Below are 13,421 nucleotides of genomic sequence, written 5' to 3' on the forward strand. Positions count from 1 at the left end.
CAAGTCCGATTCAAGGAAGGACGCTCACTTTTTTTGTAGGAGAAACATGAATAAAAAAATCTTAGATATTCTGGAGTTTGACAAGGTCAAGCAACTCTTTGAACCCTATCTACAGACAGAACAAGGGGAGATGGAGCTAGCAGCCCTTACTCCAACTGATAAAAAAGAAAGCATCGAAACGGCCTTTATGGAGCTAGAAGATATGGAGCAGATCCTCTTGGAAGAGCCTCGCTTTGCCGTATCGACCATTCAAGATGTCCGTCCAGTGGCCAAGCGTTTGGAGATGGAGGCATCCCTCAATATCGATGAATTACTAGCGCTAAAAGCTGTCCTTCGGGTGACACATGAGCTCAAGGATTTCTACGACAACTTGGAAAATGTCCGTCTGGAAAGGCTCAATCGCCTCTTTGACAACTTGGTGGATCTTCCTCGCCTACAAGGTGGGCTTCAAGCTATCAACGAAGGAGGCTTTGTCGAGTCTTTTGCTAGCGAAAAATTGGCCAAAATTCGTCGTCGAATCCAGGAAAATGAACACCAGGTCAGAGAGATTCTACAAGATCTGCTGAAAAGCAAGGCCGATATGTTGGCGGATGCTGTGATTGCTAGTCGGAATGGCCGCAATGTTCTACCAGTAAAAAACACCTATCGCAACCGCATTGCAGGGGTGGTCCACGATATCTCAGCCAGTGGGAATACTGTTTATATCGAGCCTCGAGCAGTCGTCAATCTTAATGAAGAAATTGCCAACCATCGAGCAGATGAACGGTATGAAATCATTCAGATTCTGGAGGAATTGTCTGACACCCTGCGCCCTCACGCAGCAGAGATTGCTAACAACGCTTGGATTATCGGTCACTTAGACTTGATCAAGGCCAAGTATCGCTTTATGCGCGATTGTAAGGCAGTGGTACCAGAGGTTAGTAACAATCGCTCTATTCAGCTCTTGCAACTACGTCATCCCTTGATTGAAAATGCCGTCGCGAATGACCTGCATTTTACTGAGGACTTGACAGAAATCGTGATTACCGGTCCCAATACAGGGGGGAAAACCATCATGCTAAAAACGCTGGGACTAGCGCAAATTATGGCCCAGTCTGGTCTTCCCATCCTAGCGGATCCAGGTAGTCGTGTGGGCATCTTCTCACAGGTCTTTGCAGATATTGGAGATGAACAATCGATCGAGCAGAGCTTGTCGACCTTCTCCAGTCATATGACCAATATCGTATCTATCTTGAATCAAGTGGATACCGCCTCCTTGATCCTTCTGGATGAGTTGGGGGCTGGAACCGATCCTCAAGAGGGGGCTGGCCTTGCTATTGCCATCCTAGAAGACTTGCGCTTACGTGGAATTAAGACCATGGCAACAACCCACTATCCAGAGCTCAAGGCCTACGGGATTGAGACTGCAGGAGTGCAAAATGCCAGCATGGAGTTTGACACAGCGAGTCTGCGTCCAACCTATCGCTTCATGCAAGGAGTTCCTGGTCGCTCCAATGCCTTTGAAATTGCCCGCCGTTTGGGCTTGTCTGAGACCATTATCCAGGATGCCATGAAGATGACCAATACGGATAATGATGTCAATCAGATTATTGAAAAATTGGAGGCGCAGACCTTAGAAAGTCGCAAGCGCTTGGATACCATTCAAGAGGTCGAACAAGAAAATCTCAAATTCAATCGCGCTCTTCGAAAACTCTATAACGAATTGACCAGAGAGAGAGAAACAGAGCTCAATAAGGCGAGAGAAGAAGCCAAGGAAATTGTGGACATGGCCCTCTCAGAGAGTGACCGTATCCTTCAAGGGCTTCATGCTAAATCCCAGTTAAAACCACATGAGATCATTGAAGCCAAGGCTCAGTTGAAAAAACTAGCGCCTGAAACCGTCGACCTTTCTAAAAACAAGGTCTTGAAAAAAGCCAAAAAGGCGCGTGCTCCTAAGGTGGGAGATGAAATCTTGGTTATCAGCTATGGCCAACGCGGAACCCTGGTCAAGCAACTCAAAGATGGTCGCTGGGAGGCGCAAGTTGGCTTGATCAAGATGACCTTGGAAGAAAAAGAATTCAACCTCATCAAGGCTGAAAAAGAAGCGGCTCAACCTAAGAAACGCCAGGTGAATGTCGTCAAACGATCGAATACGAGTGGGCCAAGAGCGCGTCTGGATCTCCGTGGAAAACGCTATGAAGAGGCCATGCAAGAGCTAGATGGCTTTATCGATCAGGCCCTGCTCAACAACATGGCCCAAGTCGATATCATCCACGGGATTGGGACGGGTGTCATCCGTGAAGGGGTGACCAAATACCTCCGCCGCAACAAACATGTCAAAAGTTTTGAATACGCCCCACAAAATGCAGGTGGAAGCGGCGCAACTATTGTTACGTTTAAAGGCTAAGTTAAGCCCTAGCTTTTCATTAGCTAGGGTATAGAACGTAGACTAAATTTTTAAAAAGAAAAATAAGTTAAGAAATTCTGCAAAGAAATATAAATCTGTCCCATTTTTAGAATAAATTAAGAAAATACCGAAACTTTCCGCCGTGAGAAAAGTGCCTGAAACAGTACAGTTTCAGGCACTCGGAATTATTGAGACCTTAGGCTCAATAATTAGTCATGGAACTTCATAGAAGTTCGCTGACGTCCGTGCTCACCTAAGGAAAGTTTCTAAGATAACTTTTTCTTCAATCTGAATCTAGCTGATAAACAGCTAGGTTTTTTTAAAATTTTCATAATGAACCGGATTAAAAGAAATTGAAAACGATCCGTTTTCAAATTGGATTTTCAGTAGGTCCTGTCTTTTAAAAGTGCTATAATAGAGGCAATGAATGATTTGGGAGGATACGCATGCGTAAACGTGAAAGTGCAGATTCGTGTACAACGATTCTAGTCGGAAAAAATGCTAGCTATGATGGTTCGACCATTGTAGCACGAACAGAGGATTCTCAAAATGGCGTTTTTACGCCTAAGAAATTGATCGTGGTCAAACCAGAAGATCAACCGCGTCATTACAAGTCTATTTTATCATCTTTTGAAATCGACTTGCCAGATAATCCAGTTCGCTATACGGCGGTTCCAGATGCCATTCCTAAAGACGGGATCTGGGGAGAAGCTGGGATCAATATCTATAATGTCGCCATGAGTGAGACAGAGACCATTACGACTAATAGCCGTGTGCTAGGGGCCGATCCTCTTGTAGATAGTGGCATTGGTGAGGAAGACATGCTGACCTTGGTCTTGCCTTATGTTAAGACTGCCCGCGAAGGGGTCTTGCGTCTCGGGAAGATTTTAGAAGAGTATGGAACTTATGAGTCTAACGGGATCGCCATTTCAGATGTGAATGAAATCTGGTGGTTGGAAACCATCGGAGGTCACCACTGGATGGCGCGCCGTGTCCCTGATGATGCCTATGTGACCAACCCGAACCAACTGGGAAGTGATTATTTTGAATTTGGAAATCCAGATGAGTTTCTCTGTGACCCAGATCTTGAACATTTTGTCACAGAGCACCATTTGATTCTGGATCAAGAAGGGAAAGGTTTTAATCCACGCTATGCCTTTGGTAGCCAAAAAGACAAGGACCGCCACTACAATACACCGCGGGCTTGGGCCATCCAGCGTTTCCTCAATCCTGAAATCGAGCAGGATCCACGGAGCTTCGAGATTCCTTGGTGTCAAAAACCTTATCGCAAGGTGACGATTGAAGATGTCAAATATGTCTTGAGCAACCACTACCAAGATACCATCTACGATCCTTATGGTCCTGAAGGCGATCACGTGAGTCAGCGGACCTTCCGGACGATCGGGATCAACCGGACCAGCCAGACAGCGATTCTGCAATTGCGTCCCAATAAACCACAAGAAACGACAGGTATCCAATGGATTTCTTATGGCTCCATGCCTTACAATACAGCCGTTCCTTTCTTTACCCAAGTGGACACAACGCCAGACTACTTTGCCAATACGACGGCTAAGGTGACAACGGATTCCTTCTACTGGGCCAACCGGATTATTGCAGGACTAGCAGATCCTCACTATGCTCACCATGTTGGTGATTTGGACGATTACCAAGAAACGACAATGGCCTGGGGACATGCGCGCATCAATAAAGTCGATCGTGCACTTGCAGCAGGTGAAACCGTTGATTTTGAGGCGGAAAACCAAGCTATGAGTGATCAAATCCAGGAAGCGACAGATCAACTCTTGGACAAGATTTTGCTCGATGCTAGCAACCTCATGACCAATCACTTCTCCTTGAGTGATTAAAAAGCGTAAATTTTCAGGTGGTTTACAAGATATTTTCAGAAATGATTGACAAACTTTTGAAAATCGATTAAAATAGAGAAAATTACATACGACCGAATGAAGTTTGCAGGAGCGTGAGTGACTGTGAATGGACGGAACTCTGGAGAGACCAGAAATGGCACCGAAGGGGCAAGGTAGAGGATGCATCTACTCAAACTCTCAGGTAAAAGGACAGAGCGAAAGATAGGGGAAGTCCCCTATTTTAAGCAGGACCAGAGTACATGTTTGACATGTGCTCTTTCTTTTTCTCTTTTCTGTCGAGCGGTCGATAAAAAGGAGACAGAGAATGGATCATGTATTGCAGTTTTTTCAGCAACTCGATAATTTAGTATGGGGCGCCCCACTTTTGGTGCTCTTGGTAGGGACAGGGATCTACCTGACCCTTCGTTTGGGCTTGCTTCAGATACGCTATCTTCCAAAAGCCTTTCGCTTGATCTTTACAGAAGATGAGGGGCATGGGGATATCTCAAGCTTTGGAGCCCTTGCGACGGCTCTAGCTGCCACAGTGGGAACAGGCAATATTGTAGGGGTAGCGACAGCGATTCAGACAGGTGGCCCAGGGGCCCTCTTTTGGATGTGGATGGCGGCCTTCTTTGGGATGGCGACCAAGTATGCAGAAGGGCTCTTAGCCATTCGTTATCGGACCAAGGATGACAATGGCCACATCTCGGGTGGTCCGATGTACTACATTCTTCACGGGATGGGGGAGAAGTGGCGACCACTAGCTGTTTTCTTTGCAGTTGCAGGTGTTCTGGTGGCCCTCTTTGGGATTGGAACTATGACCCAGGTCAATTCCATTACGGGATCTCTTCAAGCGAGTTTTGGAACAGCTCCAGAAGTGGCTAGCGTAGTGATTGCTCTGGTGGTTTCGACCATCATCTTTGGTGGGATTCACTGGATTTCGAAAGTCTCCGAAAAAGTGGTTCCTTTTATGGCTGCTGCCTATATCTTTGCGACGGTTGCAATTATTGTTTTGCATCTGGATCAATTGCTTCCAGCCTTAAAATCGGTCTTTTCAGGTGCCTTCACAGGGACTGCAGCCATGGGAGGTTTTGCAGGAGCAACGGTCAAAATGGCCATCCAAAAAGGGGTGGCGCGTGGGGTTTTCTCCAATGAATCGGGTCTCGGATCGGCCCCCATTGCAGCAGCAGCAGCGAAGACCAATGAACCTGTCGAGCAGGGCTTGATCTCGATGACAGGAACCTTTATTGATACCATTATCATCTGTAGTTTGACAGGACTTTCGCTCTTGGTTTCAGGTGAGTGGATGGCTAGGGGCAGCACGAGCACCTTGACTCAGGATACGTTTACAGGTGTCTTTGGCCCAGTTGGAGGCATTATCTTAACGCTGTGCTTGGTGCTTTTTGCGACAACGACCATTCTTGGATGGTCTTATTATGGAGAACGGTGTTTCGAATTCCTATTTGGTGTCAAACATATCAACCTCTACCGGGCTTTCTTTGTCTTAATGGTTGGACTAGGTGGTTTCCTAAAATTAGATCTGGTCTGGGTGATTGCAGATATCGTCAATGGGCTTATGGCTCTACCCAACTTGATTGCGCTCTTGGCCCTCTCACCAGTCATTATCAAAGAAAGTAAACGCTACTTTAAGAAATAAGAAAACCCAGATCGCGAGGTCTGGGTTTTCTTGTCTATTTGAGATAGGATCTTTTAATAGCGTTTTTCCTTTGGCCAGCTGCTCATTTCAGCGATGGCAGTGAAGAGCACATCTGTCGAAGAGTTGAGGGCTGTTTCACAAGAGTCTTGAATGACCCCGATGATAAAGCCGACACTGACGACTTGCATGGCCAAATCATTGGTGATGCCAAAGAGGCTACAAGCAACAGGGATGAGAAGGAGAGATCCTCCCGCAACTCCAGATGCTCCACAAGCAGAGATAGCCGCTACGACACTCAGAATGAGCGCCGTTCCAAAGTCAACCTGAATGTGTAAGGTATTGGCAGCAGCTAGCGTCAAAATATTGATCGTCACGGCTGCGCCTGCCATGTTAATGGTTGAACCAAGCGGAATGGAGACAGAATAGGTATCTGGATTCAGCCCCAATTCTTCACAGAGACGCATGTTGACAGGGATGTTGGCTGCAGAACTTCTGGTGAAGAAGGCTGTTACCCCACTGACACGAAGGCATTTAAAAACAAGGGGATAAGGGTTCTTGCGAATCATGAAAAAGACGATCAATGGATTGATGACCAGGGCTACAAAAGCCATGGTACCAACCAAAACAAGTAAGAGAATCCCGTAGTTACTAAGGGCACTGAGTCCTTGGCCAGCGATGGTCGTGAAGACCAAGCCTAAGATCCCAAATGGAGCTAGGTTGATAATCCACTCGACAATTTTTGAAGTGATGTCTGCTAGGGTTTGCAGGAGGTCTTTACTATGTTCGCTCGCCTCTCTCATGGCAATTCCAAAGACGGTTGCCCAAGAAAGGATCCCAATGTAGTTGGCTTGCTGCAAGGCGTTGACCGGGTTGTCGACAATCTTGAGCAAGAGGTTACTAATCACTTCGCCAATCCCGTTTGGAGAGGATCCTTCAGCGGCCTTTCCAGTCAGGGTAATGGTGATCGGGAAGATGTAATTGACCAAAACAGCAACGAAGGCAGCAGCAAAGGTTCCTAGGAGATAGAGGATGGTGACCTTTTTCATATTGGTCTCTGTCCCTTTTTGGTGTTGGGAGAGGGCATTTGCGACGAGCGCAAAGACCAGAAGAGGTGCGATCGCACGGAGCCCCCCAACAAAGAACTGACCTAAGAGTCCAATGCCAGTTGCTTTCGGGAAGATAAGTGCTAGGATAACACCAAGTACAATCCCGATTGCGATCCTTTTCATAAGGTTGGTTTTATTCCAAGTGGTAACCAAACGATGAATCATGTAGGACCTCCTTAAAAAATAATTAAGGAATATTATACGATAGTTAGGGGGGAAAAGCAATGAAATTTTTAAAAAATAGCCTTATTTCCGAATATTTGATATAATCATACTATTCTTTGTTAGAAAGGCCCGAATAAATGAGTCAAGCTTTCCAACGTTATTTCAGTAAAATAGACTGGACGAAGATTTTTGATGATCTGATATCAAAATGTATCTCTCTGATTTTTGTCTTTCTCTTATTTTTTATCGCTAAAAAGGTCATCCATAGCCTGGTCAAGAGGATCTTAACCCCTTCCTTTAAGTATACGGTGCAGGATGAAGCCCGTAAAAATACGATTCTCCGTTTGGTTGAGAGCCTCTTAAACTATTGTTTGTATTTCATCTTGATCTACTGGATTTTGTCGATTCTGGGTCTTCCAGTCTCTAGTCTCTTGGCTGGTGCTGGGATTGCTGGGGTGGCGATTGGGATGGGAGCTCAGGGCTTCCTTTCCGATTTGGTCAATGGTTTCTTCATCCTTTTAGAACGCCAGCTGGACGTGGGTGACAATGTTCGTCTCACGAATGGGTCAATTAATATTGCCGGAATCGTCAGTAGTGTCGGGATTCGAACGACCCAGGTGCGGGACTTTGATGGGACTCTCCACTTTGTTCCGAATCGCAATATCACCGTCGTCAGCAATCTCTCACGTGGCGATATGCGCGTGCTAATCGATATTCCACTAGATGCAAATACCGATCTCGACAAGATCTATCAGGTGATTGCTCAGGTCAATCAGTCTGAACAAGATAAACACCCAGAGGTGTTGACAGGTCCTACGATTTTAGGCCCACAGATCGAAAAAAATGGTCGTTATTCCTTCCGCATCGCTATGACTGCGCAAAATGGAACCCAGACGACTGTCTATCATACCTACTATAAACTCTACCATGATGCCTTGATGGAAGCAGGGATTAGCCTACCGACAGGAAAGAACGGGATCATGTAACACAAAAAAGAGGCTGGGACAAAAGTCCTAGCCTCTCAATTGATTTTGGATTGTCGAGCAAGACGCAGTGGTTGAGTAGGCTCTCTACGCTGATTTCATCAGCTTTTACAGCCCTACTCAACTGTGCGGAGGTGGGACGACGAAATCGAATTCTAACGAATGACCGATTTCTGTCTCACTCTCTTTTTGGGTCTATTTTAAGTGGCAGTATTTGAAATCCAGCTTTTTAATTTGGTCCCAATTTTTTCGAGCCTCTGGTGGTAAGACGATGAGTTGCTTGCGCAGCATAGTCGTGATTTCAAGATTTAAGGATTCGATGGGGAGGGCAATGGCTACGGAACTTTTTGCCCTTTGGATCTTATCCATGCAATATTCAATATGATGGCAAGCTGCGCCGGTCTGTGATTGACGGCTAGCTGCGATTTCTTGTCGCATAGTGGAGAGTAATTGGACCAATTCAGACTTAAGGAATTCGATCGTATCTGATTTTTCTTGAGCTAAAAGAAACATAAGCACACCTCCTTTTGCTATAGTTTAATACTAATTTATTAAAAATGCAAGGGGGTAAAGTAAAAAAAATAAAATTTTTTTAAAAAAAGATACAGAAAAATAGATGGCTCAAATCTTCTCACTACAGAAGGTCGAGCCCCTTGTCTTAAAAATGGCTTTTCTCCCTTGGTCGGGTTGACTTGATAGAGGTCGGTAGCTACAAAAAAAACTCCTGAAACATACTGGTCTCAGGAGTTGAGAGGCTTTGACCCGAAGGTCTCAAAGAAAAATATCGATTGATTATACAAGACCTTGTGCAATCATCGCGTTTGCGACATTTTCAAAGGCAGCGATGTTGGCACCTGCAAGGTAATCTTTACCAAGACCGTAAGTTTCTGCAGTTGTTTTAGCGGTGTTGAAGATATTGGTCATGATGTCTTTCAAACGTCCGTCCACTTCTTCGCGTGTCCATGAAAGACGTTGGCTGTTTTGGCTCATTTCAAGAGCAGATACAGCAACCCCACCAGCATTGGCTGCTTTAGCAGGTCCGTAAAGGATACCATTTTCTTTGTATACGTTGATGGCATCGATGTTACTTGGCATGTTTGCTCCTTCAGAGACAACTTTTACACCTTGAGCGACCAAACGTTTTGCAGCATCGCCATCGATTTCATTTTGAGTTGCACATGGAAGAGCGATGTCATAGTTACCAGCATAAGTCCATACAGAACCTTCGTAGTATTTAGCAGTTGGTTTTTCTGCAGCGTATTCAGTCAAACGTGCACGACGTTTTTCTTTGACGTCTGTAAGAAGGTCGAAGTCAATACCGTTTTCGTCGATCACGTAACCGTTTGAGTCAGATACAGAGATAACAGTTGCACCAAGTTCAGTTGCTTTTTGAAGAGCGTATTGAGCAACGTTACCAGAACCTGAGATCACGACTTTCTTACCAGCAAAGCTGTCGCCGTTGGCTTTGAGCATTTCTTCAGTGTAGTAAACCAAACCATAACCAGTTGCTTCTGGACGGATCAAGCTACCGCCGAAACCAAGAGGTTTACCAGTCAAGACACCAGCATCAAATTGGCGAAGGCGTTTGTATTGACCGTAAAGGTATCCGATTTCACGTCCACCAACCCCGATATCACCAGCTGGAACATCAAGAGAAGGACCGATGTGTTTTTGCAATTCAGTCATGAAGCTTTGGCAGAAACGCATTACTTCAGCGTCTGTTTTTCCTTTAGGATCGAAGTCAGATCCACCTTTACCACCACCGATAGGAAGACCAGTCAAGACGTTTTTGAAGATTTGTTCAAAACCGAGGAATTTCAAGATCCCTTGGTTAACAGTTGGGTGGAAACGAAGACCACCTTTGTAAGGACCTACAGCAGAGTTGAATTGAACACGGTAACCACGGTTTACTTGGATGTTTCCTTCACGGTCAACCCAAGGAACACGGAAAGAAATCACGCGTTCAGGTTCTGTAATACGAGCCAAGATATTTTCTTCGATGTATTCAGGATGTTTTTCAAAAACAGGTTCCAAAGTGCTGAGGAACTCTTCAACAGCTTGAAGGAATTCAGCTTCGTGGCCGTTACGAGCTTTTACAGTTTCGAAAGTGCTTTGGATATATTCTTTAGCAGTTGTCATGTTAATTCTCCTTTGTGAATGAAACGAAAACCAGTAAACCCGCTAGGGGAGTGGTTTTGAGACAGTTGATAAACAATGTCATGTTTTATTACATGGATCATTATAGCAGACTTTTTTTGGCTTGTAAAGAAAAAAGTTGAATTTTCTGAAAATTTTATCACGACTAGGAAAATCCGAATGTTTGGAAGAATTTTTAGCTTTGATTGTCCGGAAGCTTCCAAGTGATGGTATAATGAAAGAAGAAAATAGAGAGCATCCCGAATGATTCTGTTGGTGGTGTTTCAAAAAAGGAGTACAAGATGGTATCGACAAAAACGCAAATTGCTGGTTTTGAATTTGACAACTGCTTGATGAATGCGGCAGGTGTAGCCTGTATGACCACTGAGGAATTAGAAGAAGTGAAGAACTCAGCTGCGGGGACCTTTGTGACCAAGACAGCGACCTTAGAATTCCGTGCTGGTAATCCAGAGCCACGCTACCAAGATGTGCCGCTTGGTTCGATCAATTCGATGGGGCTACCTAACCAAGGGTTGGACTATTATTTGAATTACTTATTGGAGTTGCAAGAAACGGATCCAGATCGGACCTTTTTCCTATCTCTCGTCGGCATGTCTCCTGAAGAAACTCATACCATCTTGAAAAAGGTGCAAGACAGTGACTTTAAAGGCTTGACAGAGTTGAACTTATCCTGTCCCAATGTCCCTGGGAAACCTCAGATCGCCTATGATTTTGATACGACAGATCGGATCTTGTCTGAGGTCTTTGCCTATTTCACCAAACCTCTAGGGATCAAGTTGCCACCTTATTTTGATATCGTTCATTTTGATCAGGCGGCAGCGATCTTTAACAAATACCCGCTCAAGTTTGTCAATTGCGTCAATTCGATCGGAAATGGCCTCTACATCGAGGATGAATCTGTGGTGATTCGTCCTAAGAACGGCTTTGGTGGGATTGGTGGAGAATACATCAAACCAACGGCTCTTGCCAATGTCCATGCTTTTTACCAACGTCTGAATCCAGAAATTCAGATTGTGGGGACTGGGGGCGTCTTGACTGGTCGCGATGCCTTTGAACATATCCTCTGTGGGGCTAGTATGGTGCAAATCGGAACGACACTCCATAAAGAAGGAGTTGGAGCGTTTGAACGCATCACTGCGGAGCTCAAAGCCATCATGGAAGAAAAAGGCTACCAAAGCCTAGAAGACTTCCGTGGGAAATTGCACTACATTGACTAATCTTTCGAAAAAAACTTCCTCAAGTGGAAACTTGGGGAAGTTTTTTATGAGAGTGGGACAGAAATCGGTAATTCGTGAGAATTCGATTTCGTCGTCCCACCTCCGCACAGTTGAGTAGGGCTGTAAAAGCTGATGAAATCAGCGTAGTAGAGCCCACTCAACCACTGCGTCTTGCTCAACAATCCAAAAATAATTGAGAGGCTAGGACTTTTGTCTCAACCTCATTCTGTTCCTAGTTTTAGGAATTTTCCATTTTTATAAAGAGAAAAAGGTGTACAATGGAGGTGAAAAGGAAGGTGGTTTCTATGGAAGAAAGGGACGTGATTCAAGAGGCAAGAACGATGGTCAGTCTTCTTCAAACAGCCTTTTTGAAAGAATGCACCCCCAGTCCAGATGCCCTTCGATTTCGGGGAAATCTAGATCAGATGTTGAAAGGTTTACGAAAGGCTAGGCGGGTAGACAATCGTCAGTTGATTGAGTTAGAAAAGTTTTATCAGACCGCCAGTCTATTGATTGGTCTGGGTGGGCTAGCTTTGTACGAAGAGGCCTTTCAAGCTTGGCGAGCTTATGATCATTGGCATTACGAGGTTGTGAAGCCTCGGTTACAGGTCTATGGACCGACGGTGGTTTTGTAGTTGATGTGCCTGGTGCTTGTCCACAGATATTCAGAGGAGGTGTTGGTCATGGTAGTCCTTCATGATTTTCTACATCAGTTAATCCTATCGTTTTGGAACTTCTATTACTCGCTCTTTTTCTTATTTGAAAAATAAGAAGGATTGAATCCCTTTTACTAGTATAGTAGAAGGGATTTTTGATGCAGAATCCTTGAAAATTTGAGGCTCTTGGATTATGATGGAGCTAATAGATGTCAAGCGTTCCTTGTGGGGAATGCAGGAAGCGAGGAAAAAAGATGACAGAGATTTATCTAGCAGGTGGCTGTTTTTGGGGCTTGGAGGAGTATTTTTCACGGATCCCCGGTGTAGAAGAGACGACGGTAGGCTATGCCAATGGCCAGGTAGAGACGACCAATTACCAACTGATCAAGGAAACGGATCATGCAGAGACTGTACAAGTTATCTACGATCCAGACAAGATCACCCTACGAGAGATTCTGCTCTACTATTTCCGGGTGATCGATCCCTTATCCATTAACAAACAGGGAAATGATCGAGGCCGCCAATATCGGACGGGTGTCTATTATACAGACGAAGCAGACCGCGAAGTGATTGCCCACCTGTTTGCGGAAGAAGAGAAGCAATTGGGCCGCAAAATCGCGGTTGAGTTGGAACCCTTGCGCCACTATATCTTGGCTGAGGACTACCACCAAGACTACCTTAAGAAGAATCCTGGAGGCTATTGCCATATCGATGTGACAGATGCTGAGCAGCCCTTGATTGATCCAGCAGCTTATCAGAAGCCAGATCAAGAAATCCTAAAGGCGAAACTGACAGCAGAGCAGTACCAAGTCACTCAAGAAAGTGCGACGGAGCGTCCTTTCCACAATGCCTATGATCAGACCTTTGAAGAGGGCATCTATGTGGATATTACGACGGGGGAACCTCTCTTTTTTGCCAAGGATAAGTTTGCTTCTGGCTGTGGATGGCCAAGTTTCTCCCGTCCCATTGCCAAAGATGTTGTCCACTATTACCAGGATCATAGACACGGGATGGAGCGGATCGAAGTTCGATCCCGCTCAGGCAATGCCCATCTCGGCCATGTCTTCACCGATGGACCAAAAGACCAGGGTGGTCTTCGCTATTGTATCAATTCGGCCTCTCTGCGCTTTATTCCAAAAGAAGAGATGGAGCAAGAAGGATATGGTTATTTGTTAAAAGCTTTGAGATAATAGAAAAAGCATCTTAGAAACTTTCCTTAGGTGAGTACG

10 protein-coding genes and 1 riboswitch are annotated in these 13,421 nt (G+C 45.1%); of the genes, 7 read left to right on the forward strand and 3 right to left on the reverse strand.

Annotation, left to right across the window (positions count from 1 at the left end; all coding sequences use genetic code 11):
* Window positions 1-46: 46 nt before the first annotated feature.
* From HMPREF2926_RS05795 to HMPREF2926_RS05805, 3 genes are all read left to right on the forward strand, one after another.
* On the forward strand, window positions 47-2,386 hold the full coding sequence (locus HMPREF2926_RS05795; RefSeq protein WP_070586850.1) for an endonuclease MutS2: 2,340 nt from the start codon (window positions 47-49) through the stop codon (window positions 2,384-2,386).
* 446 nt (window positions 2,387-2,832) lie between these two features.
* Window positions 2,833-4,251 carry a C69 family dipeptidase gene (locus HMPREF2926_RS05800; RefSeq protein WP_070586851.1) on the forward strand — a complete coding sequence of 473 codons (1,419 nt, stop codon included), beginning with the start codon at window positions 2,833-2,835 and terminating at the stop codon, window positions 4,249-4,251.
* A 129-nt stretch (window positions 4,252-4,380) separates the two neighbouring features.
* Window positions 4,381-4,475: riboswitch (glycine riboswitch) on the forward strand.
* A 101-nt stretch (window positions 4,476-4,576) separates the two neighbouring features.
* The gene (locus HMPREF2926_RS05805; RefSeq protein WP_070586853.1) at window positions 4,577-5,908 is read left to right on the forward strand and encodes an alanine/glycine:cation symporter family protein; all 1,332 of its coding nucleotides are present in this window, start codon (window positions 4,577-4,579) and stop codon (window positions 5,906-5,908) included.
* Window positions 5,909-5,961: 53 nt separating this feature from the next.
* Here the strand turns inward: HMPREF2926_RS05805 and sstT are convergent, their stop codons facing one another.
* The gene (gene sstT, locus HMPREF2926_RS05810; RefSeq protein WP_070586855.1) at window positions 5,962-7,179 is read right to left on the reverse strand and encodes a serine/threonine transporter SstT; all 1,218 of its coding nucleotides are present in this window, start codon (window positions 7,177-7,179) and stop codon (window positions 5,962-5,964) included.
* A gap of 137 nt (window positions 7,180-7,316) precedes the next feature.
* Here sstT and HMPREF2926_RS05815 point away from each other — a divergent pair, with 137 nt between their 5' ends.
* On the forward strand, window positions 7,317-8,165 hold the full coding sequence (locus HMPREF2926_RS05815; protein ID WP_003008782.1) for a mechanosensitive ion channel family protein: 849 nt from the start codon (window positions 7,317-7,319) through the stop codon (window positions 8,163-8,165).
* A gap of 192 nt (window positions 8,166-8,357) precedes the next feature.
* On the opposite strand, the gene HMPREF2926_RS05820 is transcribed toward HMPREF2926_RS05815, so the two are convergent.
* Together HMPREF2926_RS05820 and gdhA are read right to left on the reverse strand one after the other, a co-directional pair.
* The gene (locus tag HMPREF2926_RS05820) at window positions 8,358-8,675 is read right to left on the reverse strand and encodes a hypothetical protein (protein ID WP_049474146.1); all 318 of its coding nucleotides are present in this window, start codon (window positions 8,673-8,675) and stop codon (window positions 8,358-8,360) included.
* A gap of 279 nt (window positions 8,676-8,954) precedes the next feature.
* Window positions 8,955-10,301 (reverse strand): NADP-specific glutamate dehydrogenase, encoded by a 1,347-nt coding sequence (gene gdhA / locus HMPREF2926_RS05825; RefSeq protein ID WP_049490821.1) that lies wholly within the window; start codon window positions 10,299-10,301, stop codon window positions 8,955-8,957.
* A gap of 299 nt (window positions 10,302-10,600) precedes the next feature.
* On the opposite strand from gdhA, the gene HMPREF2926_RS05830 reads away from it, so the two are divergent.
* The 3 genes from HMPREF2926_RS05830 to msrB all read left to right on the forward strand — a co-directional run bounded on the left by HMPREF2926_RS05830 (window position 10,601) and on the right by msrB (window position 13,382).
* The gene (locus tag HMPREF2926_RS05830) at window positions 10,601-11,536 is read left to right on the forward strand and encodes a dihydroorotate oxidase (RefSeq protein WP_049474144.1); all 936 of its coding nucleotides are present in this window, start codon (window positions 10,601-10,603) and stop codon (window positions 11,534-11,536) included.
* 278 nt (window positions 11,537-11,814) lie between these two features.
* Window positions 11,815-12,171 (forward strand): helicase BlpT, encoded by a 357-nt coding sequence (locus tag HMPREF2926_RS05835; protein ID WP_070586857.1) that lies wholly within the window; start codon window positions 11,815-11,817, stop codon window positions 12,169-12,171.
* 275 nt (window positions 12,172-12,446) lie between these two features.
* A complete protein-coding gene (gene msrB, locus HMPREF2926_RS05840; RefSeq protein WP_070586859.1) occupies window positions 12,447-13,382 on the forward strand; it encodes a peptide-methionine (R)-S-oxide reductase MsrB in 936 nt (311 codons plus the stop codon).
* Window positions 13,383-13,421: the final 39 nt, after the last annotated feature.

The sequence above is a fragment of the Streptococcus sp. HMSC078D09 genome, assembly GCF_001813675.1.
Taxonomy (GTDB): Bacteria; Bacillota; Bacilli; order Lactobacillales; family Streptococcaceae; genus Streptococcus.

Bases quoted from the DNA above. Each gene is read 5' to 3' on its own strand.
- msrB (WP_070586859.1), top strand. From the start codon at position 12,447: ATGACAGAGATTTATCTAGCAGGTGGCTGTTTTTGGGGCTTGGAGGAG.
- HMPREF2926_RS05835 (WP_070586857.1), top strand. From the start codon at position 11,815: ATGGAGGTGAAAAGGAAGGTGGTTTCTATGGAAGAAAGGGACGTGATT.
- HMPREF2926_RS05795 (WP_070586850.1), top strand. From the start codon at position 47: ATGAATAAAAAAATCTTAGATATTCTGGAGTTTGACAAGGTCAAGCAA.
- sstT (WP_070586855.1), bottom strand. From the start codon at position 7,179: ATGATTCATCGTTTGGTTACCACTTGGAATAAAACCAACCTTATGAAA.
- HMPREF2926_RS05820 (WP_049474146.1), bottom strand. From the start codon at position 8,675: ATGTTTCTTTTAGCTCAAGAAAAATCAGATACGATCGAATTCCTTAAG.
- HMPREF2926_RS05800 (WP_070586851.1), top strand. From the start codon at position 2,833: ATGCGTAAACGTGAAAGTGCAGATTCGTGTACAACGATTCTAGTCGGA.
- HMPREF2926_RS05830 (WP_049474144.1), top strand. From the start codon at position 10,601: ATGGTATCGACAAAAACGCAAATTGCTGGTTTTGAATTTGACAACTGC.
- HMPREF2926_RS05815 (WP_003008782.1), top strand. From the start codon at position 7,317: ATGAGTCAAGCTTTCCAACGTTATTTCAGTAAAATAGACTGGACGAAG.
- gdhA (WP_049490821.1), bottom strand. From the start codon at position 10,301: ATGACAACTGCTAAAGAATATATCCAAAGCACTTTCGAAACTGTAAAA.
- HMPREF2926_RS05805 (WP_070586853.1), top strand. From the start codon at position 4,577: ATGGATCATGTATTGCAGTTTTTTCAGCAACTCGATAATTTAGTATGG.